The following is an 18332-nucleotide window of genomic DNA, read 5'->3' on the forward strand; positions in this document are numbered from 1 at the left end:
CAGCGTTCAATCTGAGCCATGATCAAACTCTTCAGTTTAAAATCAATAGTACATATAGTGTACCAATCTTGGCTCATCAATTACTGACAAAAATTTGCTCAAATAAACTTCGAGTAATTTCTACCATTAATCAATGAAAATAATTTCGATCAATCAACCAGTAAAAATCCACACAAGTTGTTCTTCATAATCTCTTAATGATCTTCTTGTTGGTTCGTCACCAGCAAGCTAGGTCGGCTATATTACTCTTTATTTCTAAAGAGTCAACTGGTAATTCAAATTATTTTTAAACTTATCAAATAAAACCCAACTTAATCAATTCAACCAAGTCATTGTTTTATCAGAAGTTTTAATCTTCATCACCGCCGATGGATGTGCATTCTACAGCATTTCACATCCGTTGCAACACCCTTTTCCATTTATTTTTAATTTTTCATTACGTTTGTTTATTTATTCTACTAAATTAAGTTTTTTTACTATTTTTTGAGCATAAAAGGGACAATATTTCCATATTTGTCCGTTAATTTATCTTTTTCATTCTTTTCTTGCCATTTTAAAGCTCGACAATCTACATATTCACAGTAGCCACCCTCCCCACACTCGATTTCGTCGTTAATTTTAATTTGATAGTTAAAGCTTCCTGCATAGCCAGCGCCGAGTCCAAATTTAAAATCCCCACGGCTCTGCGCTTGTATATGTATTTTTAGTTTGTCATTTTGGTAAATCCATTCAAATTCACGTGGCAAATACATTTTTTGCAAATTGGGGGTTTTAACCACAGGATAAACGCGCATGACTTTAAAGAACACGCCTTGGTCTGCCATAAACACTTGCTGCTGATTTAAATCTCTTAGATATAAACGTGAACTCAAAATATTGTTATAACGGTCTCGCGTTTGCATAAAGATAATTTGACGTTGTCGACTAAGGTTAATCACCTGATGGGTATAAAATGCTAAAGGTAAATATGGGAACTTGCGTATTTGTGCATAGGATAATACCGCCAGCTGATTTACATCATACATCTGGCCCTGAAATTTGATTTGACCTTCACATTGGCACATCACCGACCAATATTCAGCAAGACCTAATCTTAATTTTATTAAACAAGAAGAAATACTGGTAGTTTGCACGGACAAATCTAAACTGAGTTCAGTATCTTCTCGATGGATTTGAAATACCGCTCCATCCCAACCAATCTGCTCTTTATCTCTAAATTTAAAGACGGTATCACTCAGACTACAGTCGTCTTTGATGGAATATGATTGTAATTGCCCAACCATATGACCGCTCACACTGGTCAATACTGTGGCTGTATTGAGTTCGTCTTGTTGAATGGACACAGGATTTTGAAAAGCGGGAATCTGAGGCTGCCCCAGCCAACTCATAAAGTTAAGATAATGTAAGGGCGCAGGAAGATTCGGTAGACAAAGTCCATAATGGACTGAAGGATATGGCGTATTCGGCGCATGTAGATTTATTTTTTTATGTTGTAAATCTGGAGCTTGATTCAGTCGTCTTGATTGATCCAAGAAATCTTGAAATATCTGCATATCAAGCTCCTTTTCATTTTTATTTCATGTTTTAACTCATGCTTCAGCCTTTTTTGCCATTAAGGTTGTGACAAAGCCAGACAATGCATAAATTACTGAAATAATTAAAATACCCATTGGAATATTATACGTTACAGCAGCTAAAATGAAGACTATGATTGGCAAAACCGCAAATGGAACACGGCGACGATCCACAGTTTTAAATGAATAGTATTTTACATTTGAGATCATCAATAGACCCACTGCAATAATCACTACCGCATTAAAAATCTGAATACCTGTTTCGCGTAAGTCGAAGACCGCAGGGATATCCATACCTACCCATACCAATGAAATAATCATAACGGCTGCGAGTGGACTTGCAACACCAATAAAATAACGTTTATCGACAACCCCAATTTGTACGTTAAAACGTGCCAAACGGAAGGCTGCACATGCGGTGTAAACAAAACATGCTGCCAGGCCAATACGGCCTAAGTCATTTAGACTCCAGCTATACATTAAAATGGCAGGTGCAACACCAAATGCTAGCAAGTCTGATAAGGAGTCAAACTGTTCACCAAAAGGACTTTGTGCGCCGATAGCACGTGCGACACGTCCATCCAAACCATCAAATAATGCTGAAAGGAAAATGGCATAAATGGCTTGTTGAAACTCACCATTCATACTGGCAATTATTGAATAAAAGCCGGATAACAACGCTGCAGTTGTAATCAAGTTTGGCCACAGATAGATCCCACGACGTTTCACTTTATGCCCTTCATGGGTATGCTCCTCTTCTTCAACTTCAAATGTAATGCCATCAAATGCATTTTCATCCTTTGAAGAAATTTCCCGCTCAGGTTTATTTGTATTTGTCATTATTCGATCCTAACTGTGACCTTTCTTTTTCAAGTTTAAAATTATTCGCCAACCAACCAACGTACGGCTGCATGACCACCATTTTCATTCATACGAAGATGTGGGAACAACCATTGTAATGCTTCGTCCGCATCTTCAGAGAATTTCCAAGGTGGGTTAATCACCAATAAACCACAACCATTTAGTCCGACTGGAGTGTCATCTGGCCATACACAAATTTCGCAAACCAACTGACGACGAATGCCGGTTTTGTACATTTTCTTTTCAAAACGTTCAATCATCGCGCGGTCTTTAATTGGATACCATACCGCAAAAACGCCTGTCGGCCATTTTTTATAAGCAGCCACCAACAATTCTACAAGCTGTGGAAAATCTTTACGTTCTAATTCGTAAGGCGGGTCAATCATGACCAAACCACGTTTTTCTTTTGGTGGAATTACAGCCAGTAAACCTTCGTAAGCATCACGCTCATGCAAGCCTGCACGTTTATCAAAAATATTGTGGCGCAATTGTTGGAATACATCGCGCTGCATTTCAAAAATCGTTGCCTTATCAGTTTCACGCATGCCTTCAAGTGCGAACCACGGAGAGCCTGGATAAGCGCCTTTGCCAAAGTTTTCACGCATTTTTTCAACAACTTTTAAATATTGTTGAACACCTTCAGGCGCATTGCGTTTAATCGAATCATCGAGCTTAACTAAACGATGAATACCATTTAAAAACTCACCTGATTTCTGTGCTTCAGAGGTCGAAAGATCATATTTACCTGCACCACCATGTGTATCTACATAGCGATAAGGTTTATCTTTTGCATTCAGTCGACTTAATAATTGAAGCAGCAAAACGTGCTTCATCACATCGGCAAAGTTGCCTGCATGGAAATGGTGACGGTAATTCATGTTTCTTTAATTCCTGATATCAACGGACATTTTAGCATGAAAAATAGTTTCATTCCGATGCTATTCTTGCTCTAGAATACGTCACCTTTTTTTCCACAACTTTATGGATCGTATATGGAAACAGCCTTTCTCCCAAAGTCTTGGCCGGTTGATCAAATCCTCGATGATTTAGATCAACACGGGTTTAGCATTATTGATGACGCTTATCCTGCTGAATATATACATGCACTTGTTGAAGAATGTATGTCAAATTTAAATAAATTTAGGGATGCAGCCGTACAAAATGGGGTCATCAGTAAAATTAGAAGTGATCATATTTTATGGATTAACGACACATTAGATGTCGCACAAGAACACGTTCAAGCCTTAGAACATTTATCAGAACAATTTAATCGCGCATTTTTTTCTAACATTCACGAAGTCGAAGCACATTTTGCTTGTTATAACGCAGGTGAGTTTTATGCACTACACAAAGATAATCCTCAAGGCAAAAATGGACGTGTCATTTCAGCGGTTTATTATTTGCATGAATATTGGCAAGCTGACTGGGGCGGTGAATTGCGCTTACAAGATAAGAATGATGTTTGGCATATTTTAGAACCTAAACCGAATCGCATTGCGTTATTCCAAAGTGACCTATTACACGAGGTACTCGAAGCAAAACATCAACGTTTATCGATTACGGCTTGGCTACGTAATGACAACTCGATGTGGTAATTCGAGATTCCTCCTTTAAATCCCTTAAACTATCCTCATATATGAGTCATTCATAGATGAGGATGTACCCGATGCGTCAAAACAGTCATAAAATTATTCAGCGTATTGGCGAAACCGATCAATTATTTCTACAAGGCAACAGCCCTGAACTTGCTCTTGAGCGTGCAGACTTACGCCTGCAATTGGTTAATTTAAGTAAGAACCATCAAGAACAAGTGTATTTTCTGCAAGAAGCCATTGTTCTACTTGAGCAAAGCCGGATTGAATTTGAAGAAATGCCGATTGAGCTATACATCAATTTGTCTGTGCATTTAGCCAAAGCCTATATGGTATTTTTTGAAATCACCAAAGAGCAGCGCTATGCCCTGATTACCCAGCAGATTATGAAACCGATGTCCAAAGCTGAACATGGCGACATCTACTTCTATTTGGCCTATGCCTCTGCAGTAAAACAAGAACCTGCGTTAACCCGCCACTGGTTATATAAATACAGCAAATCTCAAGAATTCAAACTCACCACATTACTTGAGCATCCTGCATTTAATCCTTATCGCCAAGAAACTTGGTTTTTAGAATTACGCCAAAGTAAACTGCACTAAATAAAAAACACCTCCGAAGAGGTGTTTTTTATTTATGGAGAAGTGAAATCTATGCTGGTTGTAGCTTATATGCATCCATATGCAACTGTTGATTCAGCTCATCAATCCAAATGGCCCAATCATCATCTTGTACTAAATGGCTGATTAGAAAGTCGCGCTGTGCTTTATTCCAAAACGGCGCATCATGTAAATTTTCACTTGCGGCAAGCTGATGCGTACGTACGTATAACTCGATCGCAGCTGGACTGCTGGCTAACCCCAATTGAGAAAACAATAAAGCTAAGGATGGTTTATTTTGATTGAGCATCTCGCCCTCCTTATCAACTAATCTGTCATTTATTATTTAATTAACTTATATGATGCTGATAAAAAAACCTAGCGATAAAACTAGGTTTGTTGTTTCAAATTGTATTTAGATTTTGCATGATCCTGAAAGCTTATGTTCTGTATGCAATTGTTCATTTAAAATATCGACCACCATGGCCCAGTCATCATCTTTTTTCCAATGACTGATAATAAAGTCACGCTGTGACTTCGTCCAAAATGGCGCTTCATGCAATGGAACATCCATGGTGATTTGATGCGTTTCGATAAATTGATCGATGCCTTCCGGACTGGCATCCAACCCCAATTGTTCAAAAAATAGTTCCAACGTCGGTTGTTGATCAAACATTGCCGTTCTCCTCAAGCCTATAACATTTCTCTCATCTTTATAGTTATCTGTTTATTTGACTTTGTCAGTTGCAACAGCATCTCAACGTGTTATTTTTTGTTCAAAAATTAAGCGTGGTATTTTTCGCAGGCCATAAAAAAAGCACCCCAAATGGAGTGCCTTTTTATAATTTAATTTAAAAAATTAAATTATTTAACCATGTCAGCAACTGCTGCACGTTCTTCTTCAAGCTCGTTTAGAGTGAAGTTGATACGTTCACGGCTGAATTCGTCGATTTCAAGACCTTGAACGATTTTGTACTCGCCATTTTCACAAGTTACAGGGAAACCGAACATTACGCCTTCAGGAATACCGTAAGAACCGTCAGAAGGAATACCCATAGTTACCCATTCGCCGTTTGTGCCAAGCGCCCAATCACGCATATGGTCGATTGCAGCGTTTGCAGCAGAAGCAGCAGAAGAAAGACCACGTGCTTCGATGATCGCAGCACCACGTTTACCAACAGTTGGAAGGAACACGTCTTTGTTCCAAGCAGCATCGTTGATTTTGTCTTTTAAGCTTTCGCCGTTTACATTTGCAAAACGGTAGTCCGCATACATTGTTGGAGAGTGGTTACCCCAAACAGTCATGTTTTTGATGTCAGAAACTGCAACACCCGCTTTTTGAGCAAGTTGAGTTAACGCACGGTTGTGGTCAAGACGTAACATTGCTGTGAAGTTTTTCGCTGGAAGATCTGGAGCAGATTTCATTGCGATGTAAGCGTTAGTGTTTGCAGGGTTACCTACAACAAGAACTTTAACGTCACGGCTAGCAACTTCGTTAAGTGCTTGGCCTTGACCGATGAAGATTTCACCGTTTACTTTAAGAAGGTCAGCACGTTCCATACCTGGACCACGTGGACGTGAACCTACAAGAAGAGCGTAGTCAGCATCTTTGAATGCAACTTTAGGATCATCAGTACCGATCATACCTTCTAAAAGAGGGAATGCGCAGTCATCAAGTTCCATCATTACGCCTTTAAGCGCTTGTTGAGCTTTCTCAACTGGAATTTCTAATAATTGAAGGATAACTGGTTGGTCTTTACCCAACATTTCACCGCTTGCGATACGGAATAATAAGCTATAACCGATTTGACCAGCTGCGCCAGTAACGGCAACACGAACTGCTTGCTTCATGTAATTATCTCCAATTGAGGAAGGTCATAATGATTAAATAGCTGTTCTATCTAATCTTAATAATCATAAACGGCAAAGATTGTACTCCAATCTTTTGACGCTTGCATGTAAAAGAGAATGCTTTTCAACAAAAGTATGATAGGAAATATAAATAAAATGCCGAAAAAAGCTTAGAAAGAACCTTTAATTATGAAAGTTGCAGGACAATTTCCGACAATAGTCGTAGGGCAACTTTTATACTGCCCATTGTTTTTATAGCAAATTTTAATCTCGGTCAGTAAACTGCCACCACGGGTTTGCATACAGTTAAATTCAATACTTTGGGATACCAATCCGCTGTTCATACGCAACATTTTATTACGTAAGACATTGGCTTGAATGGATTGGGTTTCTTGGCTAGTCAATTCATCTGGAATTTTTAGCTTATCTGCATGATTAATAATGGTTCTGAAATACTGGCTGGCATTCATTGGGACACAGCCGCCGGTAGTGTGCCAAAGCGCCACGCGAGCATTTTCATCAGGCATAATCCGTGCAACCACTTTAGCTTGCAACGGAGAAAGTTTAGCTGAACTATTGGTGGTGCAATCACGGGTAGAAGTTTCTGGATATAGGCCCGTGATATTGAGTGAATACCCTTCCAGACATTTACGTTTTTTACTTTTTAAAGGGTCATAGGCGCAAACAGCTGGCACCATTTGCACATCCATCACATAACCATTAACCACGGGTGCTGCCGAAAGCACAGACACACCAAAGCCTGCACCACTGCCGATGAGCAGTGATGTCAGTATTCGATAAACAGGTCTAATGTTCAATTCGGCATTCATTATTTACCCATATTGCGCCTTAAAACAGGCGCGTTGCTTTAATGCTTATTGCGCATTCCGTAATGGAATCATTTGCATTCGTTTTTCAATCGATTGCGGTCCCTGACCCAATAAAAGGCCGTAATGGGTTGCATTGGTCATCACATGTTTTACATAGTCTCGAGTTTCCGTTAATGGAATCGATTCCGTATATTGGTCCGCTGCAATCGCTTGATACTCAGGCTGCCAGCGTCGAGCACGATTTGGACCCGCATTGTAGCCTGCAGTCGCTAATACTGGACTATTACTCAATTGACGTTGAATCATTGATAAATAGAAAGTGCCATAACGGATATTGGTATTCATATCCGTTAATGCAGCGGGGTTATAACTCTCCCCCATCTGACGAGCCACCAATTTTGCGGTGTCTGGCATAATTTGCATTAAACCACCGGCACCGACATGTGAACGTGCGCTAGTGACAAACCGACTTTCTTGACGCATCAAGCCATAAGCCCATGCAGGGTCAATCCCTGCATTACGACTATGACTCACCACATAATTTTGATGCGGCATAGCATAACGTAAAGCATAATTGTGCTGTTTAGTGGTTCGATCTGCCGCATAAATCGCCCGATCATACCACCCCATATCGGTTGCACGTTTAGCTGCGGCAAGAATCATGCCATCATCATGCTTTAAATAGGCTTGACGCACTGCCCAGTTCCACTCACGGTTAATATAGCTTTCAGATGCATTAATATTGCGCAATGCAAAGGCACGACGGAAGTGAATATCCTGACTGAGACGCTGCGCATCTTGTGACGAAGGCTGCACATTTGACGGAATATTGTTATAAGACTGACCAATTTTGTCACGTGCTAACAAATTATGGTAATCATCGCCAACGGCAAGCTTGCGATAAATTTCTTTAGCCGCACGTTTAGATGAGGCATCCCCACGTTGTTCAGAGGCACGTGCTAACCAATATTGCCAACGGTCTTCCTGCTTTTGCGAAACGCTCATCGCATCAATTGCACGAATGACACTTTCCCATGCGCCAAAACGAATGGCTTGTCGCGCATAAATCTCGGCTTCTTCTGCACTAAAAGGCAGTCCATAACTCAAATCAAGATAATTTAGAACTTCACGGTTGAAATTATTTTTCATTACCGTTGTACCACCGATATACCCGACACTACGGTATAGGGCTTTTTGTACATCGGCTGGTGTGCCTTCTGCTGCACGTTTCACCGAAGAAATCGCGCCATTTAAGTCGCTATCGGCCAAGCGACCCATCGCATAAATCAGGTATGCATGATCTTCAGCTGTGGCTTTGGGTGCAGACCATAAATAATTCAGTGGATTGGCTTGAATGGTGTTGAGTTGCGATAAATTAATATTCACGCCAATGGTTTGCGCAGTCGCAATCGCTTGTCCTGACTGACCCGCTCTTAACTGTCCCCACATCCGTTGATGGCGGTCATCTTGAGTCATTAAAGGACTCGACAGCATCATACGGCCCAAGCCCGTACACGAGTCAGGTTGTGAGTTTGTGGTCAACCATACATCTTTAAATTCTGCGTAAACCAGAGGGTCGCCCGACTTTGCGCGGACTTGAGCCATGGCACATGTTTCAGCACGGTCAGCATTAGTCACATATTGCAAGACAGGCTGTGCTGTAGCGAAATCAGCTTGTTTGACTTTTTCTTCAACATAATCTGCGGCTAATTTTTCTGCCATTGCCGAGTTTGGATAGCGCTGTGCAAAATTAATAATGGCACTTGCTGGCTGTGAAGCCAAATTGTTATTCAGTAACCAATATTCTGGATAATAGCCCAAAACGTCATTTTGCATGGATGATTGGTATTGTTGTAATAAACTAATATTGCCTGCATTCGCAGCACGTAAAGCATCGTTAAACTGCTCATCTGCGGCTTGGGCAAACGCAGAAATTCCGGAGAGCCCGACACTCAAAGCAAGTAATTTAGCGTAATTTTTCTGTTTAAAATTATGTTTTAACATCCACTTGCCTTCTTTCATGTCATTCTGCTCAGTTACAGCACATCGAACTTTGTTTAGGAATTAGTTTAATAATTCTAAACTCTGCATTGTGTTCTGTTATGTAACCTTATGATTAGCCAATATTAATTTTCAAACATTTTTGCTTCATAAATCAATATGGCAGAGTTGTCATTTTAGGCTGTAAGTTTCTAGTAAATTACTGCTAAAATATTGCCCATTCTTAAAATCCCCTTTTTGACCTCCGCAGCTGCACAATTCAATTGATTGAATTGTCTGTCAGCCACGTATGGTTATTGATTTTCATAAAATTCCTTTAGGAGCCTACATGACGGTTCAAACCTTCATCCCCAATAGTGCCCAAGCTGCCCCAGATAACACTGTTACCCAGCCACAGCACACCCCAGCTCAAGATGGAGCAGTGAAAAAACTGTACATCGAAACGCAAGGGTGTCAGATGAATGAGTATGACAGTCAACGTATGGGCGACCTTTTAGGTGATTCTCACGGCTATGTGCTGACAAACGATCCAAAAGAAGCGGATATTCTCCTGATGAATACCTGCTCTATCCGTGAAAAAGCACAAGAAAAAGTATTTTCTGAGTTAGGCCGCTGGCGCAAGCTGAAAGAAAAAAATCCTGACTTGGTGATTGGTGTTGGTGGCTGTGTTGCCTCTCAGGAAGGTGACAACATTCAAAAACGCGCACCTTATGTAGATATGGTGTTTGGTCCACAAACCTTACACCGTTTACCGCAAATGCTTGATCAACATACTGAGCAAGTGGTCAAACCGAAAAAAGAAAAAATTCAGTTGGTGGATATTTCATTCCCTGATATTGAAAAATTCGACTTTTTACCTGAACCGCGTGTAGAAGGGTTTAAAGCCTTTGTTTCTATCATGGAAGGCTGTTCTAAATACTGTTCATTCTGCGTAGTTCCTTATACCCGTGGTGAAGAGGTTTCTCGCCCACTCGATGACGTATTGGCTGAAATTGCCACTTTAGCTGAAAAAGGCGTACGTGAAATTTCATTACTCGGCCAAAACGTGAATGGTTACCGTGGTGAAACTTTTGAAGGCGAAATCTGTACCTTTGCCGACTTATTACGTTTAGTTGCTGAGATTCCAGGGATTGGTCGTATTCGTTACACCACATCGCACCCGCTTGAATTTAATGATGACTTGATTCAATGCTACCGTGACTTACCGCAAATGGTTTCTCACTTGCATCTACCAGTTCAAAGTGGTTCGAATGACGTGCTACAAGCCATGAAACGTAACCACACGATTGATGTATATATCGATAAAATTGCTAAATTACGTCAAGTTCGCCCTGATATGCATTTATCTAGCGACTTTATTATTGGCTTTCCGGGTGAGACTGACGAAAACTTCGAAGAAACTTATCAATTTATCCAAGATATGGACTTCGATCATTCATACAGTTTCATCTACTCAAAACGTCCGGGTACTCCTGCCTCAGAACTTGAAGACACAACCCCTGAAGATGTGAAAAAAGAACGTCTTGCAAAAGTTCAACAATGGATTAAACAATCCAGTATCGATAAAACTGATGCAATGCTAGGGACCATTCAACGTGTCTTGATTGAGTCTGTTTCAGACAAAGATCCGAACTTGCTGATTGGTACTGCAGACAATACACGTTTGGTTAGCTTTATCGGTGATCCTGCATGGGTTGGGCGTTTTGCAGAGATTGAAGTGACAGATATTAAAACTTTGAAGTTTGTTTACGGTGAACTCTTGAATCTTGAGCCTGACGTGGCGTAATGTAAGCTTAATCGTCAGACCAATTTAAAGGAATTCTCTTGACTGCAGCGATTCGACGTACTGTAACTTTTGCTGGTATTCCACTTGACCGTTTACAAAGCATGCTCGGTGCCTATAACGGTCATCTCAAACAAATTGAACAACGTTTAGATGTCAAAATTTCTCATCGTGCAGATGCTTTTTTTGTCGATGGGGAAATCGATGCGGTAGAGAGAGCCGAAAGTCTCCTTCACCGTCTTTATGAAGAGTCCGAAACCAATCCACAGATTAGTGCGGACATTTTACACATGATGATTCAAGGCAGTCAGACTGACCGCGAAATTCAGGAAGATTTTTCTGAAAATGAGCATACCGGTTTAGACAATGTTTATCTACAAACCCGTAAAGGTCGAATCAATCCACGTGGTGCCAATCAAAAACGCTATGTACAGCGTATTTTACAAAGCGATATTTCATTTGGTATCGGCCCAGCGGGTACAGGTAAAACTTATCTCGCGGTCGCCGCTGCTGTAGATATGCTAGAACGTAACGAAATTCAACGCATTTTATTGGTTCGCCCTGCGGTTGAAGCCGGTGAAAAATTGGGTTTTTTACCCGGTGATTTGAGCCAAAAAATTGACCCTTACTTACGTCCGCTATACGACGCTTTGTATGAAATGCTCGGTTTTGAAAAAGTCGCTAAACTAATTGAACGTCAAGTGATTGAAGTTGCACCACTCGCCTACATGCGTGGTCGTACCTTAAATCATTCTTTTGTGATTTTAGATGAAGCACAAAACACCACCCCTGAACAAATGAAAATGTTCCTCACCCGTTTAGGTTTTGGTTCTCGTGCAGTAATCACGGGCGACATTACACAGGTCGATTTACCTCGTGGTCAACAATCTGGTTTGGCACATGCCTTACGTGTGATTGAAAAAATCAAAGAAATTCATATTACTCGCTTCCACTCTCGTGATGTGGTACGTCATCAATTGGTTCAAAAAATTGTTGAAGCCTATGAGGGATGGGACAGCGAACAACATCGCCTTACAGCTGAACAACGTGCAGAACGTAAAGCACGTCAGGAAGCCTTGGTGGCGGACAATGATGCTAAAGCTGATGGGCAGCATCAAGACGAAAACATTTAAGGATTCATTTTGAAACTTAATCTCTCCTTGCAGCAAAATTTTCAGTTACCTGAATTGGTGGTGAAACGTGCGCATATCAAAAAAGTCGTGGAAACAGCTTTACGTCATATCGATACACAAAGTGATTGTGAGATCGGTATTGCATGTGTGGACAATGACGAAAGCCACAAATTGAACTTGGAATATCGTGGTAAAGACAAACCGACTAATGTGTTGTCTTTTCCAAGCGATCTCCCCGATGAAATGGCTGCAGTTTTAGACTCATTTCCGATTGGCGACTTGGTGATTTGTATTCCTGTGGTTCTTCGTGAAGCACAAGAACAAAGCAAAGCACCCCTGACCCACTTTACGCATATGCTGGTACACGGTACGTTGCACCTCATGGGCTACGACCATGAAACCTCTGATGAAGATGCTGAAGAAATGGAAGCATTGGAAATCGAGATTTTAGCCAAATTGGGGTTTGATAACCCTTATCTGGAAAGAGATTAAGAACCCAAAAAGCGAGCTCCGGCTCGCTTTTTTTATCGTCATAAAAAACAAGGAAGGAAAAATATGCAATATATCGTGATTTTTAAAGCACGCATTCGTACGCTTGATGAGCTGTATTTTTCGAATGCACAGCAGCTTAGAGACAAAGCCTTGACACACTTTAACTGTCAACATTTTGAAGCGCTGACAGAAGGTGAGCATGAAATCGCCCTTTCCTACTGGAATACATTAGAAGACATTCGAGCTTGGCAACAAGATGCACAACATCTGGTCGCGCAGCAATTGGGGAAAAACCAATGGTATGCGAGTTTTAGCGTCGAAATCTGCGAAGTTTTGCGACGCAATCACAACTGATTAACGCACCTCAAACTCTGCTTCTGCAGGATCGAAGCGCCAAGTACGCACAATACGAAGTTCTGAGATGTCTTTCATTTTGGCATCAAACAAACCAAAAGGTGCCGCCTTACGCACAGAGGTTTTTGCAGCTTCGTCCAATAAGTTTGAACCTGAACTTTCGATCAAACGAATGGCACGAATCCCGCCATTACTGTTCAAAATAACCATTAAACGTACTTCACCGCGTAGCTGTTGCTGTTTTGCCGCTTCAGGATAATAACGGTTACCGTAAAATTCGACTTTTTCGCGAAATTTTTCCATGTAAGCAGCAGAAACATCTTGCTTGGCTTGAATACCATCAATGGTTTTAATTTTTTGCTGACGGCTAAAGTTTTGCTGACGTTGTAAATATTGAGCTTCGATACTCGCCACCATCGCAGCCTTGGCCTGAAACTGACTATTCAACTCCTCAACGGCTTTTTTACGACTGTTTTCTTCCGCTTGTTTTTGCCAACTCAAGGTTGTCATCAACACTTTGTCTTCAAAGCTCAGCTCTTTCTTTTGTTGCAGTTGTTCTAAAGCTTCACTTTTTTGCTCACCGGCTTTTTGTTCAATCATCGGTGCAGGCATGTCACTCGACATACGATGCGACTCACGGAATGTCCCCGAGCCCTGCTGATCGGCTTGTGCTAAAAAGTCTGCATGTTCAATTTTTTCCGTCGTAGAACGTAAAGAAACTGCAATTTCTTTGGTGTTATAATCCGCCTCTTGGGGCATGGAAAATTGCATGGTTAAAAAAGCCAAATGCAACACAGCAGCAAACACTAATGCAGTTGCAAATATGGGATCTTTCCACCACTCTTTCATCAAGGGCATGAACGTTATTTTTTTCAGCATCACATTAAACCGACAATTTGCCGCATTCCCCAAACTGCTTAAAACAGTATAAAATAAAACTCGTATTCATTTTTTGATGAAAACGAGAAATCCATCAACACATAGATAATGCACAATTAAAATCATGAAAATGGTGCAATTTATTTTGCTAAACTGCAAGATCAAAACCTTGTGTTTTTATAGAAATCGACAAGATAAACATCGTTAAAAAACATAATTTGTCAGGATGCACTTCTTATGCAAACGCTAGTTTCCAATATCGCTAAACGTATACGCCAAGTGTACCAAAAAGCTGAAGGATTTATTGAAGATGAGCGTGAATTCCCAATGTCTCAAGTGTTTTTAAATGCGACATTTCAGCGCTTTGTGACCGATAATGTGAAAATGCTCAAAGACTTGCATGCTGACCTGCATGATGACTGGCTTCGACTGTATGCCACATTGGATTATAACGGGCTGATCATAACACTCTCTGTTGATTTAAAACTGGTACAGATGGAACTCAACAAACAAACCCAATTGATCGTATTTGAACAAATTAGTGATACACAAGTGATTGAAGCGAAGTATCCAAATGTTCTGTATAAGATGGGCGTGCGCATGGCGTTATGGTTCTATCAAAAAGTACTCAACCAAGATCCATTGGGTATGATTTTGGAAAAGCTCAATGTGATCAAAGTTAAAGATGATTTACTGTATTTAGACCTGAATCGTTGGCTCGGTAAAAGTCGATCGATTATCGACACATTGGGCAAAGTCCATGTCAACCATGCTGTTTTACGTGAGGCCGAATTGGTGGTGATTGGTAATGTTAATTTAACCGCATTGTTCACCAAGATGTCGCAAGAACGGATAGAAGACTGGGATGACTCAAATTTAAAAGACGATGAAGTCACGCCAATTAAGCAAAAGGAAAGCTAGACTTATCCTGTACTTAGATATCTTGAGCTTATAAAACGCTACACAACATATACATTAGGCACGGATTTGCGACGAGATTCTCCACAATCCAGCCGCATAATAAACATATCAGGTGGTTTAGCCCACCACACTTCTATTGAATAGGAAAACCATACTTATGGCACATTCAGTTTTGAAAAATTTAGGTCTTGTTGCTGGGGTATCGACTACACTGCTTTTGACTGGTTTCTCAAGTCAGTCATTTGCCATGAGTCCATTCCAAGCCAACTACCAATTTAACTACAACGGCAAAAACTTGGGTTCTGCAACACGTACCCTAAAACAATCTGGGAATAACTGGACGTATGTTTTCGCAGCAAAAGCTGGTGCGATGGCCTCTGCAACTGAAACCAGTCGTTTTAGTTTAAATGGCAGCCAAATTCACTCGAACAGCTTTAGCCGCAGCAGCAAAATTTTGGTGCACAACAACACCATGAATATTAATTTTAATGCTGGCGCAAAAACCATTAATACCAAAAAAGATGATAAAGCGCGTTCATTTGCGTGGAAATCAGGTGTGTTAGATGAACTCAATGCTGAATTGCAAATTCGTGAAGATTTAAAAAATGGTGGTTTGAAATCGAATTACTACATTGCCGATGCCAAAGAGGTTGAAGCTCGTAAGTTCGTGAAACAAGGCACTGAAAAAGTGAAAACCACTTATGGAACTTTTGACACCGTTAAAGTCGTGATGCGTCATGACAAACCAGGCCGTCAAACGACTTTCTGGTTAGCACCAAAACTAGATTACCTACCTGTCAAAGTTTCCCACCAAGACAATAAAACCTCTTACGGTTTATTGTTAACGGGCTATAAAGGTGCAACAAATTAATTGATTTGATCAATTTCGCTTGCATTTTTCACGGTGCTTTTTAAAATACGCTTTTGCTTTAAAAAGCACCTGCCCCTCGAGGATTCTCCCGTGCACGCTCTGGAACAGAAAATCTTAGCTGAAGGTATCGTTCTCTCTGAAGAAGTTCTGAAAGTCGATTCTTTCTTGAACCACCAAATTGACCCTGTAATGATGCAGCAAATTGGTCAAGAATTTGCCCGTCTATTTAAAGATGCTGGCATTACCAAAATCATCACCATTGAAGCTTCAGGTATTGCACCTGCAGTTATGGCGGGTCTTGAACTTGGTGTTCCTGTGATTTTTGCACGTAAATATCAATCTTTGACCTTAAAAGATGATTTGTATCGCTCAAAAGTGTTTTCTTTCACCAAACAAACTGAAAGCACGATCGCGATTTCTAAAAAGCACATCAATGCTGAAGATAAAGTTTTAGTGATTGATGACTTTTTGGCCAATGGTCAAGCGGCTTTAGGTCTTGCAGATCTTATTCATCAAGCAAGTGCTGAAGTATTGGGTATCGGTATCGTGATTGAAAAATCATTCCAACCTGGTCGTGATATTTTACTTGAAAAAGGCTATCGCGTTGAATCATTGGCACGTGTGAAATCACTGGCGAATGGTACAGTTGAATTTGTTCGTGACTAAGTTTGCGTTCAAAAGAAAAAAGAACACATCAGGTGTTCTTTTTTTTGCTAAAAATTTGCCATTAAGGTGACATAAAGCGCACTTTTTAACGCCTTAGTTACAAGCAGACAAAACATCGGTGTGCAAAACTCGATAAAATTCAGGAAAATCGTTGCATTTGATCGAATGGGTCAACTACTCATCTGTCAAATTACATTATGCTGCACCATAAATTCGGCCACTTTATTTTTTAAGGCTATGGAAAGTTATGAATACAGAAGAGCAAAACATGGAAACGACAGTTAAATGTCCAAAATGTGGATCAACCCATATTGAAAAGCGTAACCATGAACAAAACTTACAAAAAATTGGTGGGGTCTTACTCAGTGGTGCAGGAACTGCTGCAGGGACTGTCGGTGGTGCGGCATCTGGCGCATCTATTGGTGCTGCGATTGGGGGCGTGACTGCTGGCCCACTTGGCGTGATTATGGGCGGAACCATCGGGACTTTTGTCGGTGCAATTAGCGTCGGTATTACAGGCGGTTTTCTCGGACACCGTTTTGGTAAAAAAGCCGGCGTGATCGTCGATCAAAATATTTTTCTCGACTACCAATGTTTAGATTGCAAACAGCGCTTTGAAGTTGAGCAACAGCCTGAAGACGCTGCAAAGACTTCGGATCAAGACTAATTTCGATATTAAAAAAGAGCGCATCAGCGCTCTTTTTTAATAGGTTATTGTTTTTCTAATATGTATTTCTAGTCTATTGAAATGCTATTCGAAAACCATGGCGAATCAATTATTTTGAAACATCAGTTAAAGATTTTGAGTCCACTTTAACTTGATCTTGTTTCGCTAAAAATTCTTTTTCTTCGGCTTTTTCTCTTGCGGGAAATCCATAATGTATAAACTGGCATTGCCGTACACAAGGAAGATGCAACCAATATGGAACATAAGAAAGTCATTATAAAATTAATAATAGACATCACACCCCTAAGAAGAAATTTAAATACAAATCATGTAATCAAAAAATAAAAATAACGCGCCCAAAGAGACAGCAAAAATCGATTCAAGGCCATCACTGAGCAGGCTGTATTTAAAAACTTTCAATATATTGTTGATATCATTTATTTTTAATATTTCAGGAATGGTTCGACAGATTTATTTTTATATTTTGGGCGGTATACAACGTCATAAATAAAAAGACGTCACACGTAAATAAAGCAAGAAAAGTGCAATATTTAAACCTTTTCTTGCTCGTTCGCTACAAAGTCTGCGTAACTTCCTAGAACAAGTAAGTATCAAATCAACTTTTTGACCACTTCGCCTAGGCGTTTACCCTGCTCTTCACATAAGTTTCGCTCATCTTGACTCAATGACTGATCATGGCGCGGACCACTGACATGGCTTGCACCATAGGGCGTACCACCCGTTTTGGTATTCGATAATGCAGGATGGGCATTACTTAAACCCATAACCATCATTCCATGATGGAATAAAGGCGGCAGCATGGTCAGCAAAGTACTTTCCTGTCCGCCATGCATTGAACCTGAACTGGTAAACACACAGGCAGGTTTACCATGCAATGCGCCATTGAGCCAAAGCGCTGTGGTTTGATCCCAGAAATATTTCATTTCCGACGCCATATTGCCAAAACGTGTCGGTGAACCAAGGGCTAAACCTGAACAATGCGCTAAGTCATCTAAGCTACAGTAAATATCGCCTTCGGCAGGAATACTGGGCTGTACGTCAGTCACCACGGTGGATAAATTTGGAACGGTACGTATTTTTACCGCTATCCCAGAAGCTTCAATTCCATTGGCAATCAAATGTGCCATCTCACGTGTTGAACCATATTTGCTGTAATACAGCACCAGTACATAAGCTTGCGTCATTTTTATAAATTCAATGAAAAAAGAAAACTATACGGTATTTTTCCTATTTTTTG

The 18332-nt window shown here is 40.5% G+C and carries 20 protein-coding genes; 10 read left to right on the forward strand and 10 right to left on the reverse strand.

Annotation, left to right across the window (positions count from 1 at the left end; genetic code table 11):
• Positions 1-476 precede the first annotated feature (476 nt).
• Genes FTU75_RS10920 through FTU75_RS10930 form a run of 3 tightly spaced genes read right to left on the reverse strand, consistent with a single transcriptional unit; the run spans position 477 to position 3313 of the window.
• On the reverse strand, positions 477-1553 hold the full coding sequence (locus FTU75_RS10920) for a DUF6670 family protein (protein WP_180115961.1): 1077 nt from the start codon (positions 1551-1553) through the stop codon (positions 477-479).
• Between the two features lie 36 nt (positions 1554-1589).
• Positions 1590-2414, reverse strand: coding sequence for a CDP-diacylglycerol--serine O-phosphatidyltransferase (pssA, locus tag FTU75_RS10925; RefSeq protein WP_180115962.1), 825 nt, complete (start codon positions 2412-2414; stop codon positions 1590-1592).
• Between the two features lie 41 nt (positions 2415-2455).
• Complete coding sequence (locus tag FTU75_RS10930) at positions 2456-3313, reverse strand: 23S rRNA (adenine(2030)-N(6))-methyltransferase RlmJ (RefSeq protein ID WP_180106962.1); 858 nt, start codon at positions 3311-3313, stop codon at positions 2456-2458.
• 114 nt (positions 3314-3427) lie between these two features.
• Here FTU75_RS10930 and FTU75_RS10935 point away from each other — a divergent pair, with 114 nt between their 5' ends.
• Positions 3428-4030 carry a 2OG-Fe(II) oxygenase gene (locus FTU75_RS10935; protein WP_111885952.1) on the forward strand — a complete coding sequence of 201 codons (603 nt, stop codon included), beginning with the start codon at positions 3428-3430 and terminating at the stop codon, positions 4028-4030.
• A 71-nt stretch (positions 4031-4101) separates the two neighbouring features.
• Positions 4102-4629, forward strand: coding sequence for a hypothetical protein (locus FTU75_RS10940; protein WP_180055998.1), 528 nt, complete (start codon positions 4102-4104; stop codon positions 4627-4629).
• A 49-nt stretch (positions 4630-4678) separates the two neighbouring features.
• Here the strand turns inward: FTU75_RS10940 and FTU75_RS10945 are convergent, their stop codons facing one another.
• The 5 genes from FTU75_RS10945 to FTU75_RS10965 form a co-directional block, all read right to left on the reverse strand.
• A complete protein-coding gene (locus FTU75_RS10945) occupies positions 4679-4936 on the reverse strand; it encodes a DUF2789 family protein (RefSeq protein ID WP_078189234.1) in 258 nt (85 codons plus the stop codon).
• Between the two features lie 105 nt (positions 4937-5041).
• The gene (locus FTU75_RS10950) at positions 5042-5302 is read right to left on the reverse strand and encodes a DUF2789 family protein (protein ID WP_078189235.1); all 261 of its coding nucleotides are present in this window, start codon (positions 5300-5302) and stop codon (positions 5042-5044) included.
• A gap of 188 nt (positions 5303-5490) precedes the next feature.
• Positions 5491-6477, reverse strand: a complete 987-nt coding sequence (locus tag FTU75_RS10955; RefSeq protein ID WP_111885948.1) for a malate dehydrogenase — start codon at positions 6475-6477, stop codon at positions 5491-5493.
• Positions 6478-6647: 170 nt separating this feature from the next.
• Positions 6648-7307: a ribonuclease I gene (locus tag FTU75_RS10960; protein ID WP_180103029.1), complete on the reverse strand. Its 660-nt coding sequence runs from the start codon at positions 7305-7307 to the stop codon at positions 6648-6650.
• A gap of 45 nt (positions 7308-7352) precedes the next feature.
• Positions 7353-9329, reverse strand: a complete 1977-nt coding sequence (locus FTU75_RS10965) for a lytic transglycosylase domain-containing protein (protein ID WP_257223770.1) — start codon at positions 9327-9329, stop codon at positions 7353-7355.
• Between the two features lie 307 nt (positions 9330-9636).
• Here FTU75_RS10965 and miaB point away from each other — a divergent pair, with 307 nt between their 5' ends.
• From miaB to FTU75_RS10985, 4 genes are all read left to right on the forward strand, one after another.
• Entirely contained in the window at positions 9637-11094 is a 1458-nt protein-coding gene (gene miaB / locus FTU75_RS10970; RefSeq protein ID WP_078192429.1) for a tRNA (N6-isopentenyl adenosine(37)-C2)-methylthiotransferase MiaB, read from the forward strand.
• A 38-nt stretch (positions 11095-11132) separates the two neighbouring features.
• Complete coding sequence (locus tag FTU75_RS10975) at positions 11133-12224, forward strand: PhoH family protein (protein WP_111885944.1); 1092 nt, start codon at positions 11133-11135, stop codon at positions 12222-12224.
• A gap of 9 nt (positions 12225-12233) precedes the next feature.
• Positions 12234-12716, forward strand: a complete 483-nt coding sequence (ybeY, locus tag FTU75_RS10980) for an rRNA maturation RNase YbeY (protein WP_180115963.1) — start codon at positions 12234-12236, stop codon at positions 12714-12716.
• Between the two features lie 63 nt (positions 12717-12779).
• Positions 12780-13070 (forward strand): antibiotic biosynthesis monooxygenase, encoded by a 291-nt coding sequence (locus FTU75_RS10985; protein ID WP_180115964.1) that lies wholly within the window; start codon positions 12780-12782, stop codon positions 13068-13070.
• On the opposite strand, the gene FTU75_RS10990 is transcribed toward FTU75_RS10985, so the two are convergent.
• On the reverse strand, positions 13071-13928 hold the full coding sequence (locus FTU75_RS10990) for an energy transducer TonB (protein WP_194087884.1): 858 nt from the start codon (positions 13926-13928) through the stop codon (positions 13071-13073).
• A gap of 258 nt (positions 13929-14186) precedes the next feature.
• On the opposite strand from FTU75_RS10990, the gene FTU75_RS10995 reads away from it, so the two are divergent.
• The 4 genes from FTU75_RS10995 to FTU75_RS11010 all read left to right on the forward strand — a co-directional run bounded on the left by FTU75_RS10995 (position 14187) and on the right by FTU75_RS11010 (position 17074).
• Entirely contained in the window at positions 14187-14870 is a 684-nt protein-coding gene (locus tag FTU75_RS10995; RefSeq protein WP_078192433.1) for a hypothetical protein, read from the forward strand.
• Positions 14871-15027: 157 nt separating this feature from the next.
• Entirely contained in the window at positions 15028-15741 is a 714-nt protein-coding gene (locus tag FTU75_RS11000) for a DUF3108 domain-containing protein (protein ID WP_078192434.1), read from the forward strand.
• 90 nt (positions 15742-15831) lie between these two features.
• Positions 15832-16407, forward strand: a complete 576-nt coding sequence (locus tag FTU75_RS11005) for a xanthine phosphoribosyltransferase (RefSeq protein ID WP_078189246.1) — start codon at positions 15832-15834, stop codon at positions 16405-16407.
• Positions 16408-16675: 268 nt separating this feature from the next.
• Positions 16676-17074, forward strand: coding sequence for a hypothetical protein (locus FTU75_RS11010; RefSeq protein ID WP_180049320.1), 399 nt, complete (start codon positions 16676-16678; stop codon positions 17072-17074).
• Between the two features lie 611 nt (positions 17075-17685).
• On the opposite strand, the gene wrbA is transcribed toward FTU75_RS11010, so the two are convergent.
• Positions 17686-18279 (reverse strand): NAD(P)H:quinone oxidoreductase, encoded by a 594-nt coding sequence (gene wrbA / locus FTU75_RS11015; protein WP_180115965.1) that lies wholly within the window; start codon positions 18277-18279, stop codon positions 17686-17688.
• Positions 18280-18332 lie beyond the last annotated feature (53 nt).

The organism is Acinetobacter sp. YH12140 (genome assembly GCF_013418475.1).
Lineage (GTDB): Bacteria > Pseudomonadota > Gammaproteobacteria > Pseudomonadales > Moraxellaceae > Acinetobacter > Acinetobacter amyesii.

What these genes read in the sequence shown, in the direction of transcription:
- FTU75_RS10995 (WP_078192433.1), top strand. Translation starts at nt 14,187, where the DNA reads ATGCAAACGCTAGTTTCCAATATCGCTAAACGTATACGCCAAGTGTAC.
- pssA (WP_180115962.1), bottom strand. Translation starts at nt 2,414, where the DNA reads ATGACAAATACAAATAAACCTGAGCGGGAAATTTCTTCAAAGGATGAA.
- FTU75_RS10945 (WP_078189234.1), bottom strand. Translation starts at nt 4,936, where the DNA reads ATGCTCAATCAAAATAAACCATCCTTAGCTTTATTGTTTTCTCAATTG.
- wrbA (WP_180115965.1), bottom strand. Translation starts at nt 18,279, where the DNA reads ATGACGCAAGCTTATGTACTGGTGCTGTATTACAGCAAATATGGTTCA.
- FTU75_RS10960 (WP_180103029.1), bottom strand. Translation starts at nt 7,307, where the DNA reads ATGAATGCCGAATTGAACATTAGACCTGTTTATCGAATACTGACATCA.
- FTU75_RS11000 (WP_078192434.1), top strand. Translation starts at nt 15,028, where the DNA reads ATGGCACATTCAGTTTTGAAAAATTTAGGTCTTGTTGCTGGGGTATCG.
- FTU75_RS10930 (WP_180106962.1), bottom strand. Translation starts at nt 3,313, where the DNA reads ATGAATTACCGTCACCATTTCCATGCAGGCAACTTTGCCGATGTGATG.
- FTU75_RS10950 (WP_078189235.1), bottom strand. Translation starts at nt 5,302, where the DNA reads ATGTTTGATCAACAACCGACGTTGGAACTATTTTTTGAACAATTGGGG.
- FTU75_RS10940 (WP_180055998.1), top strand. Translation starts at nt 4,102, where the DNA reads ATGCGTCAAAACAGTCATAAAATTATTCAGCGTATTGGCGAAACCGAT.
- FTU75_RS10935 (WP_111885952.1), top strand. Translation starts at nt 3,428, where the DNA reads ATGGAAACAGCCTTTCTCCCAAAGTCTTGGCCGGTTGATCAAATCCTC.
- miaB (WP_078192429.1), top strand. Translation starts at nt 9,637, where the DNA reads ATGACGGTTCAAACCTTCATCCCCAATAGTGCCCAAGCTGCCCCAGAT.
- FTU75_RS10990 (WP_194087884.1), bottom strand. Translation starts at nt 13,928, where the DNA reads ATGCCCTTGATGAAAGAGTGGTGGAAAGATCCCATATTTGCAACTGCA.
- FTU75_RS10955 (WP_111885948.1), bottom strand. Translation starts at nt 6,477, where the DNA reads ATGAAGCAAGCAGTTCGTGTTGCCGTTACTGGCGCAGCTGGTCAAATC.
- FTU75_RS10985 (WP_180115964.1), top strand. Translation starts at nt 12,780, where the DNA reads ATGCAATATATCGTGATTTTTAAAGCACGCATTCGTACGCTTGATGAG.
- FTU75_RS11010 (WP_180049320.1), top strand. Translation starts at nt 16,676, where the DNA reads ATGGAAACGACAGTTAAATGTCCAAAATGTGGATCAACCCATATTGAA.
- FTU75_RS10920 (WP_180115961.1), bottom strand. Translation starts at nt 1,553, where the DNA reads ATGCAGATATTTCAAGATTTCTTGGATCAATCAAGACGACTGAATCAA.
- FTU75_RS10965 (WP_257223770.1), bottom strand. Translation starts at nt 9,329, where the DNA reads ATGAAAGAAGGCAAGTGGATGTTAAAACATAATTTTAAACAGAAAAAT.